This is a genomic window from Caballeronia zhejiangensis, assembly GCF_022879815.1.
In the GTDB taxonomy this organism is placed as follows: Bacteria; Pseudomonadota; Gammaproteobacteria; order Burkholderiales; family Burkholderiaceae; genus Caballeronia; species Caballeronia zhejiangensis.
Map to the genome: position 1 here is coordinate 179446 of NZ_CP084286.1, position 19709 is coordinate 199154.

General features: G+C 64.5%; 16 protein-coding genes. 7 read left to right on the forward strand and 9 right to left on the reverse strand.

The window, feature by feature from the left end:
* Positions 1 to 182 precede the first annotated feature (182 nt).
* From LDZ23_RS26995 to LDZ23_RS27015, 5 genes are read left to right on the forward strand one after another with little or no spacing between them, the layout of a single operon-like run.
* The gene (locus tag LDZ23_RS26995; RefSeq protein WP_008346836.1) at positions 183 to 1223 is read left to right on the forward strand and encodes a TRAP transporter substrate-binding protein; all 1041 of its coding nucleotides are present in this window, start codon (positions 183 to 185) and stop codon (positions 1221 to 1223) included.
* A gap of 32 nt (positions 1224 to 1255) precedes the next feature.
* Positions 1256 to 3151 (forward strand): TRAP transporter large permease, encoded by a 1896-nt coding sequence (locus LDZ23_RS27000; protein WP_008346838.1) that lies wholly within the window; start codon positions 1256 to 1258, stop codon positions 3149 to 3151.
* A gap of 19 nt (positions 3152 to 3170) precedes the next feature.
* Complete coding sequence (locus tag LDZ23_RS27005; RefSeq protein WP_008346840.1) at positions 3171 to 4232, forward strand: LacI family DNA-binding transcriptional regulator; 1062 nt, start codon at positions 3171 to 3173, stop codon at positions 4230 to 4232.
* Positions 4229 to 5236, forward strand: coding sequence for a hydroxyacid dehydrogenase (locus tag LDZ23_RS27010; RefSeq protein WP_008346842.1), 1008 nt, complete (start codon positions 4229 to 4231; stop codon positions 5234 to 5236). The genes LDZ23_RS27005 and LDZ23_RS27010 overlap by 4 nt, the downstream gene beginning before the upstream one ends.
* Positions 5233 to 6036 (forward strand): amidohydrolase family protein, encoded by an 804-nt coding sequence (locus tag LDZ23_RS27015; RefSeq protein WP_008346845.1) that lies wholly within the window; start codon positions 5233 to 5235, stop codon positions 6034 to 6036. Before LDZ23_RS27010 ends, LDZ23_RS27015 begins: the two co-directional genes overlap by 4 nt.
* Before the next feature lie 6 nt (positions 6037 to 6042).
* Here the strand turns inward: LDZ23_RS27015 and LDZ23_RS27020 are convergent, their stop codons facing one another.
* Positions 6043 to 7032, reverse strand: coding sequence for a D-2-hydroxyacid dehydrogenase family protein (locus LDZ23_RS27020; RefSeq protein WP_008346847.1), 990 nt, complete (start codon positions 7030 to 7032; stop codon positions 6043 to 6045).
* A gap of 5 nt (positions 7033 to 7037) precedes the next feature.
* Positions 7038 to 8426, reverse strand: coding sequence for an MFS transporter (locus LDZ23_RS27025; protein WP_008346849.1), 1389 nt, complete (start codon positions 8424 to 8426; stop codon positions 7038 to 7040).
* A gap of 325 nt (positions 8427 to 8751) precedes the next feature.
* Here LDZ23_RS27025 and LDZ23_RS27030 point away from each other — a divergent pair, with 325 nt between their 5' ends.
* Entirely contained in the window at positions 8752 to 9405 is a 654-nt protein-coding gene (locus LDZ23_RS27030; RefSeq protein WP_244808310.1) for an alpha/beta fold hydrolase, read from the forward strand.
* 14 nt (positions 9406 to 9419) lie between these two features.
* Here LDZ23_RS27030 and LDZ23_RS27035 read toward each other — a convergent pair whose 3' ends face one another.
* The 6 genes from LDZ23_RS27035 to LDZ23_RS27060 are packed head-to-tail and all read right to left on the reverse strand — an operon-like array spanning position 9420 to position 17521.
* Complete coding sequence (locus tag LDZ23_RS27035) at positions 9420 to 10355, reverse strand: hydroxymethylglutaryl-CoA lyase (protein ID WP_008346853.1); 936 nt, start codon at positions 10353 to 10355, stop codon at positions 9420 to 9422.
* 13 nt (positions 10356 to 10368) lie between these two features.
* Positions 10369 to 11730: an MFS transporter gene (locus tag LDZ23_RS27040; protein WP_008346855.1), complete on the reverse strand. Its 1362-nt coding sequence runs from the start codon at positions 11728 to 11730 to the stop codon at positions 10369 to 10371.
* A 32-nt stretch (positions 11731 to 11762) separates the two neighbouring features.
* Positions 11763 to 12575 carry an enoyl-CoA hydratase-related protein gene (locus LDZ23_RS27045; protein ID WP_008346858.1) on the reverse strand — a complete coding sequence of 271 codons (813 nt, stop codon included), beginning with the start codon at positions 12573 to 12575 and terminating at the stop codon, positions 11763 to 11765.
* A complete protein-coding gene (locus tag LDZ23_RS27050) occupies positions 12572 to 13741 on the reverse strand; it encodes a CaiB/BaiF CoA transferase family protein (RefSeq protein WP_008346859.1) in 1170 nt (389 codons plus the stop codon). Before LDZ23_RS27050 ends, LDZ23_RS27045 begins: the two co-directional genes overlap by 4 nt.
* Positions 13738 to 15471 carry a hydantoinase B/oxoprolinase family protein gene (locus LDZ23_RS27055; protein WP_033535809.1) on the reverse strand — a complete coding sequence of 578 codons (1734 nt, stop codon included), beginning with the start codon at positions 15469 to 15471 and terminating at the stop codon, positions 13738 to 13740. Before LDZ23_RS27055 ends, LDZ23_RS27050 begins: the two co-directional genes overlap by 4 nt.
* Before the next feature lie 4 nt (positions 15472 to 15475).
* The gene (locus tag LDZ23_RS27060) at positions 15476 to 17521 is read right to left on the reverse strand and encodes a hydantoinase/oxoprolinase family protein (protein ID WP_008346862.1); all 2046 of its coding nucleotides are present in this window, start codon (positions 17519 to 17521) and stop codon (positions 15476 to 15478) included.
* A gap of 185 nt (positions 17522 to 17706) precedes the next feature.
* Between LDZ23_RS27060 and LDZ23_RS27065 the strand changes: the two genes are divergently transcribed.
* Complete coding sequence (locus LDZ23_RS27065) at positions 17707 to 18660, forward strand: LysR family transcriptional regulator (RefSeq protein WP_033535810.1); 954 nt, start codon at positions 17707 to 17709, stop codon at positions 18658 to 18660.
* A gap of 14 nt (positions 18661 to 18674) precedes the next feature.
* On the opposite strand, the gene LDZ23_RS27070 is transcribed toward LDZ23_RS27065, so the two are convergent.
* A complete protein-coding gene (locus tag LDZ23_RS27070; protein ID WP_008346866.1) occupies positions 18675 to 19655 on the reverse strand; it encodes an AraC family transcriptional regulator in 981 nt (326 codons plus the stop codon).
* Between the last annotated feature and the right edge of the window lie 54 nt (positions 19656 to 19709).

Below are 19709 nucleotides of genomic sequence, written 5' to 3' on the forward strand. Positions count from 1 at the left end.
AGCGCTTTCTCCCTCTTCGAACCCACCTCGGCGCGTGATTGCCCGCGGGTATACGCCCATATGACCCACCCACGCTTCCCTTTACTGTATCGATACACTAAATCGATACAGTCGCGCCACGCCTGTCGTGTCGGGCTGCCTATTTCCGCCCGCGCCCAGAGCGGCATCCAGGAGACAACACCATGCAATTCGGTTCAGGCATTTCCCGCCGACGGTTCCTTCAGACGGCCTCGGCGGCAACGCTCGCGGCGGCGGGCGCGGGCTTTCCCGCGATCGTGCGCGCGCAGCCCGCGGCCACGTTGCGGCTGTCGTCATCGATGCCGCCGAACGAAAACGCCGCCCACTACGTCTGGTATCAGAACCTCGCCGCGAACCTGAAGGCGAGCGTCGGCGATCAGATTCGCATCGACTATTTCCCGAACAACCAACTCGGCAAGGAAAGCGACGTCGTCCAGCAGGTGAAAGTCGGCGCGGTCGACATGATGGTGACGGGCTCGTCGATCTGGGCAACCGCGCTGCCCGAGCTCGGCATGCTCGATCTCGGCTATGTGTTCGACAACTTCGATCACGTCGGCCGCGCGATGGACGGTACCGTCGGCAAATCGTTCGATACGCTGCTGCAACAGCGCGCGGGTTGCTCGGTGCTCACGTGGGGCTATTCCTTCGGCGCGCGCAACGTGTTCACCAAGAAGCCCACGCAGTCGCTCGCCGATATCAAAGGCGTGAAGCTGCGCGTGCTGCCCACACCCGCCTTCATGGAAACCTTCAAGCTGATGGGCGCGGTGCCCACGCCGATTCCCATCGGCGAGCTGTATATGGCCGCGCAGACCGGTGTCGTCGATGGCTTCGAACACGATTGCGCAACGGTCCTCGCAAGCAAGTACGACGAAGTCGTGAAGTCGTGCTGGCAGACGCAGCACGTGTTCAGCCCGCTCGTCGTCGTGACGGGCCGCCGCGCGCTCGCGAAGATTCCGGAAAACCTGCGTCCCGCGTTTCAGAAAGCGGCGCAGGACGCGACCGGGAAGCAGCGCGCCGCCGCCATTCAGACCGCCGCCGCCGCCGAGCAGGAACTGAAGAAGAAAGGCATGACCTTCTACCCGATGTCGAAGGCCGATCGCGACACTGCACGCGCTGAAATGCAGTCGCAGCTGTATGCGAGTTTCGCGAAGCAGTATCCGGCGACCGCGCCGCTGTTCACCGCCATCGCCGCCGCGCGCGCTTGAGCGCAGCCAACGACGCCAAAGAGGCCGACACCATGACCACCTTCTCCGCGACGCCCGGACCCGAGGCGCAACTCGCCGCGCCCGGCTTCGGCCATGAGACCGTGCTCGCGCGCGGCCTCGCGCGCCTCATGCACTGGATCGAATACTTCTGCGCGGCCGTGCTCGCGGCCGATGTGATCGTGGTGTTCCTTTCGGTGATCTACCGCTATTTCTTGCACGATCCGTTCGACTGGGCCGAGGAAGTCGCCGGCGCGCTGATGATCGTGCTCGTGTTCTTCGGCGCGGCCACCGTGCTCGGACGCAGCCAGCACGTCGGCGTCGACCTGTTTCGCGGCATGTTGCCGAGGCGCTGGCAACCCGCGCTCGTGCACATCGGACATTGGGTGATCGCGGGCGTCGCGGGCAATCTGTGCGTGTCGTCGTGTCTGCTGCTCGTCGATTCCTACGGCCAGATGACGCCGAGCGGCCTGCCCGCGTGGATCAACGTCTATCCGCTCGTGATCGGCAGCGTCTTCATGACGGTCTTCGCGCTCGCCAACGCGCTGAACGGCGCGCGCAAGACCGTGCTCGGCACCCTCGCCGGCTGCGTGCTGCTCGCGGCAGCCGTGTTCGCGTGGAACGCATTCGTGCCCGCCCACGCGCTCAAGCCCGGCTTTCTGCTGATGGCCGGTTTCATCGGCGGGCTCGTGCTCGGCGTGCCGATCGGCTTCGTGCTCGCGTTCTCGGCCCTGCTCTACTTCCTCGCCGAACCGACCCTGCCGATGCTCGTCTACTCGCAGCAAGTGATGGCCGGCACCGACCACTTCGTGCTGCTCGCGATTCCGTTCTTCGTGCTGGCGGGCTTGCTGATGGAAACCAACGGCATGTCGTCGCGCCTGATCGAATTGCTGCTGCGCATCTTCGGGCGCGTGCGCGGCGGACTCGGCCTCATCACGATCATGGCGACGGCGTTCTTCTCGGGCGTATCCGGCTCCAAGCTCGCGGATATCGCGGCGGTCGGCGGCGTCGTCATGCCTGCCGTGCGCCAGAGCAAGGAAGATCCGAACGAAGCGGCGGCGCTTCTCGCGTGCAGCGCCGTGATGGCGGAGACCATTCCCCCATGCGTGAACATGATCATCATGGGCTTTGTCGCCAACATTTCGATCGCGGGGCTGTTTCTCGCGGGCGTCGTTCCGGCGGCGGTGTTGGCGGTGGCGCTCGCGATCGTCGCGGTGATCTGCGGCCGGCGCATCAATCTCGCCGATGCGCTCACGAACCCGCGCAAGTGGCTGCCGCTCGCCGGCGGCGCGCTGGTCGCGCTCGTCATGATCACGATGATCGGCAAAGGCGTGACCTCGGGCATCGCGACATCGACGGAAGTGTCGGCTTTCGCCGTCGTGTATGCGTTGATCGTCGGCTGGATCGCGTTTCGCGAGCTCACGCCGAAGTCGGTGGCGCGCGTGTTCGTGCGCTCCGCGTCGATGGCGAGCAGCATTCTGTTCATCGTGGCGGCGGCTTCGAGCGTGTCTTTCGCGCTGACCATCGAACAGATTCCCGCGCTCGTGTCCGATTCGATGATCGCCTTCGCGCATCAATACGGCCCGACGATGTTCCTGCTGCTGTCCGTGCTCATCATGATCGTGTTCGGCGCGGTGCTGGAAGGCGCGCCCGCGCTCATCATCTTCGGGCCGCTGCTCACGCCGATCGCGACGCAGCTCGGCATCAACCCGCTGCACTTCGGCACGGTGATCGTCGTCGCAATGGGCCTCGGTCTCTTCTCGCCGCCGGTCGGGCTCGGGCTCTTCGCGACCTGCGCCATCACCGGCACGGAAATGAAAGCCGTCGCGCGTCCTATGCTCAAATATCTGCTGGTGCTGTTCATCGCACTGGTTGCGCTGATTCTGGTGCCGTCGTTTTCGTTGTGGTTGCCGACCCGGCTCGGCCTGTAGCCGGCAGATGTCAAACCTTATGAGCACCATTCAGGATGTCGCCCGCGAGGCCGGTGTGTCCGTAAGCACGGTATCCAACGTGCTGAACGGCCGCACCGACCAGATGCGCCAGGAAACGCTCGCACGCGTGCAGGCCGCGATGAACGCGCTGCAATACCGTCCGAGCACGCTTGCGCGTCAGTTGAAGACAGGGCAGACGCCGATCATCGGACTGCTGGTGCCATCGATCGCCAATCCGATGTACGGCTATATCGCGCGCGAAGTGGAAACGTATGCGCAGGAGCGCTACGGCTATCGCGTGATGATCGGCAACACGTATCGCGATCCGGCGAAGGAAGCGTCGTTCTTCGAGGACTTGCTCTCGCAAGGCGTGCGGCGCGTGATCGTGATCTCGTCGCTCGCGAACGAGCGGCATCTGGAAACCGCCGTCGAGCGCGGCATGGTCGTCGTGAGCTACGACCGGCGCGCGACCGAAGGCGAAGCGACGCGCGTCGAGCACGTCACGCCCGACAACTTCGAAGCGGCGCGCATCGCGACGCGGCATCTCATCGAACATGGCCATAAGCGGCTCGCCTTCGCCACGCTGACCGGCGTGACGATGAGCCGGCGCGACAAGATCAACGGCTTTCTTTCCGCCGCAAACGATGCAGGTCTCGCGCAGACGGCGCGCGTGCTCGATAGCGGCCCGGTGAACGAATACGGCGATTCGATGATCGCCGAAAACGGCCGCGCGCTCGCGCGTCTGCTCGCGCAGGACGATGCGCGCCCGACCGGCATCGTCGCCGTCAACGATCTGATGGCGCTCGGCCTGATGGCGGGTTTGCGCGAGTGCGGCTTGCGCGTGCCGGAAGACGTGTCGATCGTCGGCATGGACGGACATTTTCTGGCGGCGATCTCGAATCCCGCGCTCACGACCGTGCAGCTTCCCGTGCCCGCCATGGCCGCCGCGATGGTCGAGCGCGCGATGCGTCCACACGACGAACCCATGCCGGCATCGGAGCAGGCGCTGTTCACGGATATCACGCTGGTGGAGCGCGAGTCGGTCGCCGCGCCCGCGAAACGAATCAGGACGAGGACATGAACAAGGTATTCGTGAGTCATCCCCGGCACATGCTGGATCATTACTTCGGCGCACGCGCTTCGGCTGCGCTCGCGGCGTTCGCGGACGTCGCGTACAACACTGAAGATCGCGAGCTGACGACCGCCGAACTCGCCGATGCCGCGCGCGATGCCGATGTCATCATCGCGTACCGGCAAACGCCCGCGCCGCGCGCCTTGTTCGAGGCGCTGCCGAAGCTCGCCGCGTTCGTGCGCTGCGCGGTGGATATTCGCACCGTCGATGTCGATGCCGCCAGCGAGCTCGGCGTGCTCGTCACGCAGGCGAGCGCGGGCTTCGTGCCGTCCGTGTCGGAGTGGGTGATCGGCGCCATGCTCGATCTCGCGCGCGGCACGACCGCGTATGCGGAGGCTTATCATCGCCACGAAGCGCCCGCGCCGATGATGGGCCGCGAGTTGCGCGGCAGCACGTTCGGTGTGATCGGCTATGGACAGATTTCGCGCTATCTTTGCGATCTGGCGCTGGCATTCGGCATGCGCGTCGTCGTGTCCGATCCTTACGCGACGATCGACGATACGCGGCTTCATCAAACCGGCTTCGATGACTTGCTCGCGCAGTCGGACTTCGTCGTGTGCCTCGCGCCGGCCAATGCGCAGACGGCGAATCTGATGAACGCGCGCGCCTTCGCCGCGATGAAGCGCGGCGCGTACTTCATCAACGCCGCGCGCGGTGAACTCGTCGATGATGACGCGCTGCTCGATGCGCTCGAGCGCGGCCATCTCGCGGGATGCGCGCTCGATGTCGGACGCGCGGCCGATCAGATGCCCGCGCCGGTGCTCGCGGCGCATCCGCGCGTGATCGCGGCGCCGCATGTCGGCGGGCTGACGCCGGGCGCGATCGAGCATCAATCGATGGAAACGGTCGCACAAACGCAAGCGCTGTTCGAAGGCCGCGTGCCCGCGGGCGCGGTGAACGCGGCGCAAGCGTTCCGTCTCGCCGGTTTCGATGTGCAGGAGCACGCGCGATGAAACTCGAAGGCGCTTGCGACTGCCACATTCACGTCTACGAAGCAGGCTATCCGCTCGCCAAGACCGCGACGTTCGCGCCGCCGCCCGCGCCCGCATCGGCGTATCGGGACGTGCAGCGCACGCTGGGCTTTTCGCGCGCGATCGTCGTGCAGCCGACCGGGTATGGCTTCGACAATCGCTGCACGCTCGCGGCCATCGCGCAACTGGGCGACGGCGCGCGCGGCATCGCGGTGGTCCCGCCGGATATCGGCGATGACGAACTGCAGCGTCTGCACGATGCGGGCATTCGCGGCGTGCGCTTCATGATGCTGCCGGGCGGCGTGCTGCCGTGGGACGCACTCGCGGACATCTCGGCGCGCATTGCACCGCTCGGCTGGAACATCAACCTTCAGCTCGACGGCCACACGCTGCCGCAGCACGAAGCGATGCTCGCGCGTTTGCCGTCGAATCTCGTCATCGATCATCTCGGCAAGTTCCTTGCGCCGGTCACATCGCAAAGCGATGGATTCGCGTCGCTGTGCCGCCTGCTCGACGGGCCGCGTTGCTGGATCAAGCTGTCCGCGCCGTATGAAAGCTCGCGCACCGGCGCGCCCGATTTCGACGACGTGTCCTGGCTCGTGCGCGCGATATCGGCGCGTTTTCCCGAGCGCGGCGTGTGGGCGTCGAACTGGCCGCATCCGAACGTCAAGCCCGTTCCGGACGACGCGCGCATGCTCGACTGGACGATGCGGCTCGTGGAAAGCGACGCGGTTCGCCGCAAGATACTCGTCGATAATCCCGCTGAGTTGTATCGGTTCTAGCGACCGCTATGCGACCCCGCTGACGTAACTGATCTCGCGTTTCTCGGACGTCAGCACGCGAATGGGCGTGCCCGCGATCCATGCGCGAATGTTTTCGACAGACTCGCCGTAGTAGATGCGATAAGAGTCATCGGTGACATAACCGATGTGCGATGTCGCGATCACGTTATCCATCGATCGGAACGGATGATCGGCGGGCAACGGCTCCTGATCGAAAACATCGAGCGCGGCGGCCGCGATTCGTTTCGCGGTCAACGCATCGATCAGCGCGCGTTCGTTGACGATCGGTCCGCGTGCCGTGTTCACGAGCAGCGCGTGCGATTGCATCGTCGCGAGCTCCTTCTCGCCGATGAGATCGCGCGTGCGCTCCGATAGCCGCACATGAATCGAAACGATATCGCTCGATGCGAGCAATTCTTCCTTCGACACGTAGCGCGCGCCGAATTTCGCGGCGGACTCCTGCGTCATGTTCTGACTCCATGCGATGGCGTGCATCCCGAAAGCCTGCGCGACTCGCGCGGTCGCGCCGCCGGTATAGCCGAGTCCTATCAGTCCGATGGTCTTGCCGTGCAGATCGCCGCCCACCGACACCTGCCAGCCTCCCCTTCTGAACGATGCCACTTCGCTCGGGATGTGCCGCGTCGCGGCGAGAATGAGCGCCCATGCAAGCTCGGCGGCGGCCGTCGGCGACGATGCCGTGCCGCATACGGCAATGCCGAGTTCATCGGCGGCTTCGATATCGATGGCTGCATTCCACGGCCCCGTGCTTGCCAGCAATTTCAGATTCGGCAATCGCGAAAGCACGCTGCGCGTGAACCATGTGCGCTCGCGCATCACGCAAAGAATGTCGTAGGGTCGAAGACGTTCGACCAGTTCGTTCTCGTCGCGGATAGGGTCCGTGAAAACGGTAATGTCCGCGTGTTCGCGCAAGCTGTTCCACTCGCCGAAGCGAAGCGCGGTGTTCTGGAAGTCATCGAGAATGGCGATGTTATGCATAGGGTTCACTCTGTTCCTGCCGTCAGCGCGGCGCGCGCCTGCGTTTCGGTATGACGTTTGAAGCCGAGCAGCATCACGAGAATGCCCGCGACGAGTATCGCCGTCATCACGTAGAGGCCGCTGACGAGCGTTCCCGTCGCGGTCTTCAGCCATCCGATGACGAAGGGACTGCAAAAGCCGCTCAACAAGCCGATGCAATTGACGAACGCGATGCTCGTCGCCGCCGCCGGCGATCCGTTCAGATAATCCGCTGCGAGCGACCAGATCAGCACGTTGGTCGCGAAGATGCCGACGCAGGCCACCGTCAGCAACGCAACGGTCAACGCGGGCGAGTTGGTCGGATGCGAAACCATCAACAACGCGGCAGCGCCGATGAAACCCGAGATCGCCGCATGCCAACGGCGTTCGAGCATGCGATCCGAGCTTCGGCTTATCGTGACCATCCCGATCGCGCCCATTCCGTACGGTATGACGGAAAGCCATCCGAGCAGCGAAAGATTCGTAATGCCCGAGTCTTTCATGACGGTCGGAAGCCAGAACGTCACTGAATACGTGCCGCAAACGAAGGCAAAATCGATGAACGCGAGCATATAGACTTTCGGATCCGCGAGCGCCTCGGCGAGCTTCGCGTGACCGTGTTGCCCTGCCCTTCGCTTTCGTTCCATCTCGACATCGAAACCTTGGCGAAGCACGCCCTTCTCCGCTTCGGTGAGCCATTTCGCTTTGTCGATGTTGTCGTCCAGCAGCATCAGCGTGACGAGACCGAGCACGACCGCCGGCAATGCCTCGACGATATAAAGCCATTGCCATCCGGCGAGATGGGCGACGTTCGCGAGGCTCGTCATCGCCCAACCGGAGACCGGACCGCCGACAAGACCCGCGACCGGAAATCCGACCATGAAGCACGCGATGATGACACCGCGCCGTCTCTCCGGAAACCACGAGCTCAGATAGAAGATGACGCCGGGAAAGAAGCCCGCTTCGAACACGCCGAGCAGCAGACGCACGATATAAAACTGCGTGACGTTCGTGACGAACGCGGAGCATGCCCCGACGATGCCCCAGCAGATCATGATGCGCGCGATGGTCTTCTTCGCGCCCATGCGCCGGAGCAGCATCGCGCTCGGCACTTCGAGCAGACAGTACGAGAGAAAGAAGATGCCTGCGCCGAGGCCGTACACGCTGTCGCTGAAACCGAGCGCGTCCTGCATCTGCAACTTCGCAAAGCCGACATTGATGCGATCCAGAAACGCGACGACGTAGCACACGAAAAGCAAGGGCACGATGCGCAGCGTGACGCGCCAGTAGAGCGCCCGCTCATGCGCGAGTGCGGTGGAAGGAACTTGCGAAGAATCGGCTGACGCCGGATCGGATTCCACAACGGACGGGTTCACTCGCGCTCTCCATGATTGACGGCGTGGGCCACGATTCGAGCAATGGAGCCAGTCTAAGAAACATCGATAGACGCGGATAGTGAAAAGATCAGATCAGGTGAGACGCGCGGGTTATATCGGTGATAACCAGTAAGCAGCGGCGATAGTTGCATGCGTAACCGGTTGCGTGGCCGCGCTATCTCTGAGACGATTTGTGCATTCGTGCACATCGATCAGGAGACCGACTTGAAGAGCAGTCCACGGAACGACACGCAGTTCAACTTCGTCCTGATTCACGGCGCATGGGCATGGCGGCTGGGTCTGGCGCTTCGTCGCGGATGAACTGATCGCGCGTGGTCATCGCGTCGTCGCGCCGACCATGACCGGACTCGGCGAGCGCCATCATCTGATTGAGTCGGTCACGTCGCTCGATGTGAACATCGAGGATATCGTCAACGTCATCGAGGCGGAGGAATTGAACGGCGTCGTGCTGGTCGGCCATAGTTATGGCGGACTCGTCGCGTCGGGCGTCGCCGATCGCATCGCGCACACGCTGCGCACCATCGTCTTCCTCGACAGCCTGCTCGCGCAAAGCGGCCAGTCCGCGTTCGATGTGCTGCCCGCAAGCGTCGTCGATGAGCGCATGGCATCGGTCGGCGCAAGCGGCCAGGCAATCGCGATGCCCGTCAACGGACTGAAAGGCACCGGCATTCCGGACGATCATCCGCTTGCCGAGTGGGTTCAACGGCGGCTCACGCCCCATCCGCTCGCGACCTACACCACGCCGCTTCAACTCCAATCGCCGCTCGGCAATGGCCTGCCCTGCACTTACGTGCACTGCGCGAATCCTTCATACGACACGCTCGCGCCGGTGCGCGAGCATGTCAAATCGCAATGCCCGGATTGGGGCTGGGAGCGCATCGACACCGGCCATGACGCGATGGTGCTCGCGCCCGGCCTGCTCGCCGATCTGCTGGAACGGCTCGCGGCGGCATCCTGAGCCGCTGACTGAAGTTACGCGGCGACGGCCTCGCGAGCGACGAAGGTCGCGGGTAGTCCCGCGCGGGCGATCGCGCCCGTGAACGGCTCGCCCGGCAACCATGCGGCGATCGTCTCGCGTATCGCCAGCAGCTTGTTTATCTCGATGCCCGTGCGCAAGCCCTGCGCTTCGAGCATGAACACCGTGTCCTCGGTATTGATGTTGCCCGTCGCGTTGGGCGCGAACGGACAGCCGCCGAGCCCGCCGAGCGATGCATCGAAAGCACGCACGCCTGCATCGAGCGCAGCCATGACATTGGCGAGGCCCAGCCCGCGCGTATCGTGGAAGTGACAGGCGACGGGCACCGCTCCCGCAAGCGACATGACCTGCCGCATCAGCGCGCGCACTTGCGCGGGATTCGCATAGCCGACCGTATCGGCGATGGTGATCTCCTGCGCGCCCGCATCGATGAGCGTCTCGACGAGTTCGAGCACCGTGCGTTCATCGACCTTGCCCGCGATCGTGCAGCCGAACGCGGTCGCCACGCCCGCGCCGAGCACGACATCGCGATTCAGTTCGTCACGCGCCGCCGCGATGCGCTCGAAGTCCGCGACCGATTCCGCCGTGCTGCGCCGCACGTTCTTCAGGTTGTGCTCGTTGCTCGCGGAGAGCACGTAATGCACCTTGTTCAGCCCCACATCGAATGCACGTTGCGCGCCTTTCAGATTCGGCACCAGTGCCGCTGCATGAAGACCGTCGATGGCAAGCGCGCCTGCCGCGACCTCGACCGCATCCGCGAATTGCGGCACGACTTTCGGCGGCACGAACGACGTCACTTCGATATCGACCACGCCCGCATCGACCATGCGCGCGCACCATTCGAGCTTTTGCCCGCTCGTGAGGATCGTTCGCACCATCTGCAAGCCATCGCGCAAGCCCACTTCGCGAATCTGCACGTCTCTTTCTTTCATGTCTGCTCCGGTTTCAGATGGTCGCGTCCGCGACGGCATCGCTGCCTTCATCCGTATGTCCTGCGCCGCTTGCGACCGCCGATGTCGACGGCGCAAGCACCACGGCTGCAATTGCGCCGAGCACCATCAGAAGCGCGATCGCGCCGAGTCCGCCCGCCATGCTGTTCGTCATCGTCTTGATCGAGCCGATGATCATCGGACTCACGAAGCCGCCGAGCAGGCCGACGCAGTTGATCACCGCGACGCCGCCCGCCGCGCCGCTGCCGCGAATGTAATCGGTCGAGATCGCCCAGATCAGCGGATTCGGCGCGAGGATGCCGGCGGTGGCCACCGACAACGCCGCGAGCGACAGCGCAAGGTTGCCCGTCGTGAACGCCGCGACGACGAGACCGGCCGCGCCGAACACCATCGCGATCGCGCAGTGCCAGCGCCGCTCCATCGTGCGATCCGAATGACGGTTCAGCGCGATGAGCGCGATCCAGCTCACGAAGTACGGGATCGCCGAATAGCAGCCGATCTGCAACGCGCCCGACACGCCCGCGCTCTTGATGAGCGTCGGCAGCCAGAAGCCGATCGCGAATACGCCGGCGATCTGCGTGAACCACACGAAGCCCATCACGTAGACGCGAAAGTCCTTCAGCGCGCGGCCGAACGTATGCTCCGCGTGCTTCGTCGAGACGCTCGAACTCTTGCGGATGTCGTCGAGCACGATCGCCTTTTCGTTCTCGGTGAGCCACTTCGCCTGTTGCGGGCCGTCATCGAGAAAGAAGAACGCGATCACGCCGAGCACGCTCGCGGGCAAGCCTTGCACGATGAACATCCACTGCCAGCCGTGCAGGCCGCCATAGCCGTCGAAGTAAGTCATCAGCGCGCCCGACAGCGGCCCGCCGAACAGGCCCGCGATGCCCGTCGCGCAAGTGAAGATGGCGATGACCTTCGCGCGCCGCTCGACCGGATACCAGCGCGTGAGATAGAAGATCACGCCGGGATAAAGCCCCGCTTCCGCGAGCCCGAGAAAGAAGCGCACGGTATAGAGATGCGATGGCAGCGTGACGAACGCCGTGCCCGCCGCGATCAAGCCCCACAGAATCATGATGCGCGAGAACGTGCGCTTCACGCCGATACGCGCGAGCAGCAGATTGCTCGGCACTTCCATCAGCACGTAGCCGAGAAAGAAGATGCCCGCGCCGATGCTGTAAGTGAGATCGCTGAAGCCCACGTCGTGCTTCATGTCGAGTTGCGCGATGCCGATGTTGATGCGATCGAGAAACGCAAACACATAGCACAGGAACAAAAAGGGGATGAGCCTGCGCGTGATCTTGCCGTAGGTCGCTTCGGCCTTGGGTCTGTCGAAGCTGCCGATGTCGGGTGTCATGTCTGTCTCCTCCGGTGAGTCCGGGTTTTGATCTAGCGGCCTTTGAATCGCGGCGCGCGCTTCTCGTTGTAAGCGCTGATGCCTTCGAGACGATCCTCGGTCGGAATCAGCCGGTTATACGCTTCGATTTCCAGATAGAGCCCGGTGCGCAGATCGCCCTGCATGCCGAGGTCGATCGCCTTCTTCGCCTGCGCGACCGAAAGCGGCGCGCTCGTGCAGATGTCGCGCGCGGCGTCGATGGCGTCGGCGAGCACGCGCCCCGGCTCGCACAGCCGGTTGACGACGCCCCACGCGAGCGCTTCCTGCGCCGTGAACTTGCCGCCGCGCAGAATCAGCTCTTTCGCGCGCCGCACGCCGATCGCGCGCGGCAGTTGCTGCGTGCCGCCGCCGCCCGGCATGATGCCGCGTTTCACTTCGGTGAAGCCGAACGTCGCGTGGCTGACGGCATAAGCGAAGTCGCACGCGAGCAGCAGTTCGAGTCCGCCCGCGACCGCCGCGCCGTTGGCCGCGCAGATGACCGGCACCGGGCAATACGTGAGCGCGCGGTTCATGCGCTCGAACAGATAGTGCTGCACGCCGAACTGCTCGTCGGTCATGCCTTCGCGCTGCTTGAGGTCCGCGCCGCCGCAGAACGCGCGTTCGCCCGCGCCCGTCAGGATCACGCAGCGATACAGCGCGGGGTTCGCTTCGAGCGCACCGAATACGCGGATGATCTCGTCGCCCATCGTCGTGCTGATCGCGTTCGAGACTTCCGGACGATTCAGCTTGACGATGAGAATCTGTTCGTCGATTTCTTCGAGCGTCAGCGTGTCGAGCGCGCCGACCAGTTGCGATGCAAGTTTCACGATGTCTCCAGTGTTTTCTTCGCCAGCAGATGATTGTGTTCGCCGAGTTTCGGCGTGACGCCGGTGCGCGCAGGCCGCACGCCGCCGAATGAAATCGGCACGCCGACGACCGTCGCCGCGCCGTCGTCGGTGATGCGCAGCAGATCGAGCGCCTTGGTCTGCTCGTGTTCGACGACCTGATCGATGGTCTGAATCGGTCCGCACGGAATGCCCGCCGTATCGAGCGCTTCCAGCCAGTGCGCGGTGCCCCGCTTGCGGAACTCGATATGCAGCAAGTCGATCAGCGCGACGCGATTGGTCACGCGCGCGCCGTTGGTGACGAAGCGCGCGTCGTCGGCGAGCGCGGCGATATCGAGCACGTCGCACAAGCGGCGGAACAGGCGGTCGTTGCCCGCGGCGACCATGATGGTGCCGTCCGCGCATTCGAAGGCCTGATGCGGCACGATCGCGGCCGTCCCCGATCCCCAGCGTCCCGGCAACACGCCCGACGCGAGATAGTCGGCGATCTGGATGCCCGCCCAACTGATCGCCGTCTCGTACAGCGACACGGACACGATCTCGCCCGCGCCCGTCGTCTGGCGCCGGAAGAGCGCGGCGAGCACGCCGATCGCGGCCCAGAGTCCGGTGCCCATGTCGTTCACCGAAACCGGAATGCGCGACAGCGGCTCGCCCGGCTGACCGAGAAAGCTCATCAGGCCCGAAAGCGCCTGCACGAGCGGATCGTAGCCGGGCTTGTCGCGCAGCGGCCCGGCCGTGCCGAACGCGCCGAGATTGCAATAGACGAGCGACGGCTTCATGCGCAGCATCGCCTCGCCGCCGAGACCGTATTTCTCCGTGCCGCCCGCCTTCAGGTTTTGCAGCACGACATCGGCGCGTTGCGAGATCAGCTCGCGCAACGCCTGTGCTTCGTCCGGATTCGACAGCGACATCGCGATGCTTTTTTTGCCGTGATTCACCGCATGAAACAACGCGGCCGCGCCATCGACGAAAGGCGGGCCCCAATCGCGCGCGTAGTCGCCGTGTTCCGCGCTTTCGATCTTGATGACGTCCGCGCCGAGCGACCCGAGGATCATGCCCGCATACGGCGCGGCGAGACTGTGGCCGATCTCGATCACGCACACGCCCGCGAGCGGCAAAGGCTGGTTCATGGCTTCGCTCGCGCTCATTCGGCGGTGACTTCGAGCGGTGCGTCGATGGTTTCGCGCGTGCGGCCGTAGACTTGCGCGGCGGCATCGGCGCTGATGTAGCCATCGGCGACATCGGCATCGACGCGCTTCTCATCGCGTTCGCGCGGATCGCCATAGCCGCCGCTGCCCGCGGGCTGCACGGTCACGCGATCGCCGCGATACACGACCGTCTGTCCGCCCTTCGCCGCGACCTCCTGCGTGCTGCCGTCCGCGCGTTCGACGACGCACAGAAAGCGCGTGCCGGCCTGCCCGCCGAAGTGACCTTCGGGGGCGGAACGTCCGCGTTCGCCGGACACGGTGAAGGTGGCTTCGTCGTATTCCACGCGATACACGCGCCGCGATGTCAGCCCGCCGCGCTGTCGGCCCGCGCCGCCGCTGTCGGTGACGAGCGACCATTCCTCGACCATCAGCGGCGAAGTCGCTTCGATCATTTCGATCGACTGACTGCCCGCGTTGCCCACGTAGACGCGCACGCCGCTCACGCCGTCCTTCTCCGCGCGCGCGCCCATGCCGCCCGCGTGGACGTCGTGCATGGTGACGAACTCCTGACCGGTTCGGGCGATGCGCGCGGCATCGGTATCGCGTCCGCTGAAAATGCCCGCGCACGACGCGCAGTTGCTTTGTCCGGTGATGCGCTCCGGCACCGCGGGCGCAAGCGCCTTGAGCAGCAGATCGATCACGCGCGGCGAGGTCTCCGTGTTGCCCGACACCACCGACGCCGGATAGCGGCAGTTCAGCACGCTGCCCTCGGGCGCGATGATCGTCACCGGCCGATAGCAGCCCTGGTTGGTCGGAATGCCCGGATCGGTCAGCGCTTTCACGGTGAACCAGGTGCTGTTGCACGTCACCGAAAGCGGACAGTTGATGCCGCCGCGCGCCTGCGGCCCGGTGCCGGTGTAATCGAACGTGATGTGATCGCCCGTCTTCGTGATCTTCACCTTGAGCAGCGGCCGCTCCTGTTTCCAGCCCGGCGCCTCGATCGGATCGAGATACTCCTGCGCTTCGTACACGCCGTCCGGAATGCGTGCGATCTCCGCGCGAATGAGCTTCTCCGAGTGATCGAGACTCTGGCTCATCACGTCGCGCAATGCATCGGCGCCATACTTCGCCACCAGTTCGCCGATGCGCCGGTCGCCGACGAACGTGCCCGCGTATTGCGCCTGAATGTCGAGCAGCAGTTCGTGCGCGTTGCGGCTGTTTCGCGTGAGCAGGTTGAGCATGTCCTGCACCGGCTCGTCGTTACGATACAGAAACACCGGCGGAATGCGGATGCCTTCGGCGAACACGTCCCACGTCGTGACGGTATAGCTGCCCGGCGACTGTCCGCCGATGTCGGTCCAGTGGCCGCGCGTCATCACGAAGGCGACGATCCTGCCGCCCGCGAAAACGGGCCGCGTGAACTGCACGTCCGGTTGATGATTGCCGCCGCCCACATAGGCGTCGTTGCTGACGATGACGTCGCCGGGACGCAGGTTCTCGCGCCCGACCGCTTCCACCGACACGCGCGTCGAGATGACGGCCGAGCCGAGCATCGTCGGGATGTCGTTGCCTTGCGCGACGAGCTGCATGTCGGCGTCGAAAATGGCCGCCGACGAATCGCCGCTCGCGTGCATGAGCGGGCTGCCGGCGGTGCGCATCATCGCGATCTTCATTTCACGGGCGATCGCGAAGAGACTGCTGCGGATGATTTCGTAAGTAACGATGTCCATGAATTCAGGCTGCCAGTTCGATGACGAGATTGAGATCGGGATCGACGCGCGCGACATGCGACGCCTTCAGCACCGCGCAACTGCTGTGTTCTTCGATGACCGCCGGCCCTTCGATCGTCGCGCCGACCGGAATCTGCGTGCGCGCGAACACCGGCAGCGTGCGCGCGTGGCCATCGAAATACACTTCGCGGGTGCGAACCGGCTGCGGCAGCGCGCCACCATCGGCGCTCGCGACCGAGCCGCGCCAGCCGGTCGTCGTCACGAGTTGCAGACGCACGTTGGCGACCACGACCGGCTTGTCCTTGCTGATGAAGTTCCATTGCCGCAGATGCGCGTCCTCGAAGGCTTGCGCGAGCGCCGCGCGGATGCCCACTGCGTCCGCCTGCACTTCGACCGTGATGACATCGGGCTGGCCGGCGTAGCGGCAATCGGCGAGACGCACGACCTTCACGCCCTGCGCTTCGACGCCGTGACGCTGAAGCTCTTCCATGCCAAGCGCTGCCAGTTCATCGAGCGCGGCGTTCAGAGTCGCGTCGTCGATCATCGCGAGATCGCTTTCCAGCGGACGCTGATAGTCGTATTGCTGATCCGCGACCGTCATGCCGAACGCGCTGAAAAGACCCGGCAGCGGCGGAATCACCACGCGCCGGATACCCATTTCGTGGGCGAGATCGACCGCGTGCACCGGCCCCGCGCCGCCGTAGCAGATGTACGAGAACTCGCGCGGGTCGTAGCCGCGCTCGACTGTCATGATGCGGATGGCCTGCGCCATCAACGCGTTCGCGACCGAGCGCACGACCTGCGCGGCTTCGGGCACGGAGACGCCGAGCGGCTGCGCGATGACTTCATCGACGACGCGCCATGCCGCCTGCGCATCGAGCTTGAATTCGCCGCCGAGGAAGCTGTCGGGATCGATATAGCCGAGAACCAGATTGCAGTCCGTGACGGTCGGGCGCGTGCCACCGCGCCCGTAGCACGCCGGTCCGGGATCGGCGCCCGCGCTCTCCGGTCCGATGCGCACGCCGCCGCCCGCGTCGATCCACACGATCGAGCCGCCGCCCGCGCCGACCGAATCGATGTCGATGCTGGGCGAGCGCACGGTGTACGTGTGCAGCAGGCTCTTGTTGCGCAGTTCGGGGCGCGAGTCGCGGATCAGCGAAACATCGAAGGTCGTGCCGCCCATGTCGCCGAGAATCGCGTTCTTCAGCTCGCTCTTCTCGCAGTTGCGGATCGCCGCCGAGACGCCGCCCGCCGGGCCGGATTCGAGCAGCACGATCGGCTTGTCGGCGACCATGGCCGGACTCGCGAGCCCGCCGTTCGACTGCATGAAAAGGAATTTTCCCGCGAAGCCATGCTGCGCCAGCGCGCTGATGAGCCGGCCGATGTAGCGCCCGCAGACCGGACCGAGCATCGCGTTGATGACCGTCGAGCTCGCGCGCTCGTATTCCATCGATTCGGGATTCACTTCGTGCGATGCACACACGAAGCGCTCCGGCAGCAGACGGCGCAGCGTTTCGACGGCTTCGCGTTCGTGCCGCGGATTGACGTGCGCGTGCAGAAAGCACACGGCGACGGCTTCGATATCCGACGCGCGAATCTCTTCGGCGAGCGCTTCGAGCTGCGCGTGATCGAGCGGCGTTTCGATGCTGCCGTCATGGCGCAGGCGCTCGTTCACTTCGAGCCGCCAGCGCCGCTCGACGAGCGGACGCGGATTCTCGAACAGCAGATCGTAAAGATCGGCGCGGTCGTGACGCGACACGCGCCTTAGTTCGAGGATGTCGCGAAAGCCGCGCGTGGTGACGAGCGCGGTCTTCGCGCCGGTGCCCTCGACGACCATGTTGGTCGCCATCGTCGTGCCGTGGCCGATGAACGATACGTCGGCGCTGTCGGTGCCCGAGAGTTCGAGAATCTTGCGAAAGCCTTCAATCGTGCCGATGACGCGATCCTTCGGCGTCGTCGGCACCTTGGTCGACCAGATGCGCCCTGCTTCGTCGTCCACCATCACGACATCGGTGAAGGTGCCGCCGACATCGAGTCCGATTCTTTTCAATTTGCCTCTCTCCTGTGGATGCGTGATTTCTGCTGCGCTTGCCGAGGCCGCGTGAGTTCCGGCATGATCGAGCCGCGCCGTCGAGCGCCCGGCTGTGACGAACATCGACCGAGCCAGTTTAAAGAGGCATCGGCGCGGCCAGATAATGAAACGTTCCGATCAGGTGAGACGTTGGAGTTATATCGGTGATAACCAGTATCGATGCGATATTGAGGCGGCTGCGCGGCAATCACGTCGCGCTTTTGATCGCGCTCGACGACCATGGCTCGCTGCGCAAGGCGGCGCAACAGGTGTCGCTCTCGCAGCCCGCGACGACCAAGTCGCTGCGCGAAATCGAGGCGATGTTCGGCACTGAACTGTTTGCCCGTTCGCCGCGCGGCATCGTGCCGAACGAACTCGGGCGCTGCGTGATTCGTCACGCGCGCGCGGTGCGTTCGGAGATCGGCGCGCTGCGCGACGAGCTTGCGGCCATCATGCGCGGCGGCGGAGGGATGCTTGCCATCGGCGCGGTGATGGGTTCGATGCCCGAGTGGCTCGCGCCCATCCTGCGTGCGCTGCGGCAAGTGCAGCCGGACGTGTCCGTCGAGGTCTGGGAGGACAACAGCGCGCGTTTGCTGTCGATGCTCGATCAGCGTCTGCTCGATCTCGTCATCGGGCGGCCGAGCATCAGCGTTCACCCTGAGGCTTACGATTTCATTCCGCTCGAAGTGGAGGAAGTGTGTCTCGTGGTCGATGGCGCCGATCCGCTCGCGAGCGTGCAGCGCCTGACGCTCGAAGCGCTTGCGGACAATCCGTGGATCGTGCCGCAAGCCGCCCTGCCGATGCGCTCGCTGCTCGAACAGCTTTTCGACGACGCGGAGGTTCCTTTTCCGCGATACGCGATCGAAACGTCATCGACGTTCGCGACGTTGTCGTTATTGCGCGCCAGCGCGGGGACCGTTGCGCTGATGCCACTGAAGGTCGCGCAATACTTTCAGGCGCACGGCATGATGGCGGTGCTGCCGATCCGTATCGAGCGACGTGGCGCGCCGTACGGGATCGCAACGCGTCGCGGCGCTACGCCGACGGCGCCGGTGCAGAGGTTCATCGAGTTATGCAAAGAGAAGCGCGACGAGCAGCTTCGACGCAATGAGCTTTAACGAGGAATGTCGGTTCAATGCGACGACACATAAGGCGACGGCCCCGCCTCCGGCACCGCGAAATGCCGCTTCATTCGTCGTAATTCTTCCGAAGGCGTGCCGCCGAAAAGCCGCTTGAATTCGCGGCTGAACTGCGATGCGCTCTCATAGCCGACTCGCGCGCTCGCCGCCGCAGCCGTCATGCCTTGCCGCGCCATCAATAGCCTCGCCTGATGCAGTCGCGTCGACTTGATGTACTGCAGCGGAGAAGTATTGGTGGCCGCCTTGAAGTGCATATGAAAGGACGGCACGCTCATGGCCGCTTCCCTTGCGAGCGTTTCGATCGTCAGCGCCTCGGCATAGCTCGAATGGATCTTGCGCAGCACCTTGGAAATGCGCCCGAAATGTCCATCGAGGTCGAGCGCGGCGCGCATCGAAGCGCCCTGCTCGCCGATAAACACGCGAAAGTAAATCTCGCGCACCAGCGTCGGCCCCAATAGCGCGGCTTCGAGCGGATCGCGCATTGCGTCGAGAAAGCGCAGCATGGTTTCGCCGAGCGCCAGATCGAGCCGCGTCGTGGCCATGCCGCCCGGCTCGCCGGGCACCACGCCATTGCGCTCGTCGATCTGCAGCAATACATCGGCGGCGAGCGTCGCATCGAGACGCACGTACACCGCGAGCAACGGTTCGTCGGCGGTGGCGTCGGTTTCCATCGAGAACGGCAGCGGCAACGCGACAGCCAGATAGTGCTGCGCATCGTAGACATACACCTTGCTGCCGAGGTAGCCGCGCTTGCGGCCTTGCGCGATGACGACGATACCCGGCTCGTACAGCACCGGCGTACGCGTGAGCGGACGGTTAGATCGCAACAGGCGAATGTCCGGCATCGGCGTCGCGTTATAGCCTTCGTTCGGCGCGAGTTCCAGCAGCCGGCTCACCATCGAAGCGTGCACGCGAGCGAGTGCGGCGGCTTCGGTTTCCATCGTCGGCAATTTGGGCGGGCGGTGCGTTTTCATGCGTCGAGTTCGATAAAGGCGTGTTCATAGAATCGGGCAAGCTTTGCAGACGAT

Bases quoted from the DNA above. Each gene is read 5' to 3' on its own strand.
- LDZ23_RS27055 (WP_033535809.1), bottom strand. From the start codon at position 15,471: ATGGACATCGTTACTTACGAAATCATCCGCAGCAGTCTCTTCGCGATC.
- LDZ23_RS27040 (WP_008346855.1), bottom strand. From the start codon at position 11,730: ATGACACCCGACATCGGCAGCTTCGACAGACCCAAGGCCGAAGCGACC.
- LDZ23_RS27000 (WP_008346838.1), top strand. From the start codon at position 1,256: ATGACCACCTTCTCCGCGACGCCCGGACCCGAGGCGCAACTCGCCGCG.
- LDZ23_RS27020 (WP_008346847.1), bottom strand. From the start codon at position 7,032: ATGCATAACATCGCCATTCTCGATGACTTCCAGAACACCGCGCTTCGC.
- LDZ23_RS27035 (WP_008346853.1), bottom strand. From the start codon at position 10,355: ATGAAAGAAAGAGACGTGCAGATTCGCGAAGTGGGCTTGCGCGATGGC.
- LDZ23_RS27050 (WP_008346859.1), bottom strand. From the start codon at position 13,741: ATGAGCGCGAGCGAAGCCATGAACCAGCCTTTGCCGCTCGCGGGCGTG.
- LDZ23_RS27005 (WP_008346840.1), top strand. From the start codon at position 3,171: ATGAGCACCATTCAGGATGTCGCCCGCGAGGCCGGTGTGTCCGTAAGC.
- LDZ23_RS27070 (WP_008346866.1), bottom strand. From the start codon at position 19,655: ATGAAAACGCACCGCCCGCCCAAATTGCCGACGATGGAAACCGAAGCC.
- LDZ23_RS27015 (WP_008346845.1), top strand. From the start codon at position 5,233: ATGAAACTCGAAGGCGCTTGCGACTGCCACATTCACGTCTACGAAGCA.
- LDZ23_RS27010 (WP_008346842.1), top strand. From the start codon at position 4,229: ATGAACAAGGTATTCGTGAGTCATCCCCGGCACATGCTGGATCATTAC.
- LDZ23_RS26995 (WP_008346836.1), top strand. From the start codon at position 183: ATGCAATTCGGTTCAGGCATTTCCCGCCGACGGTTCCTTCAGACGGCC.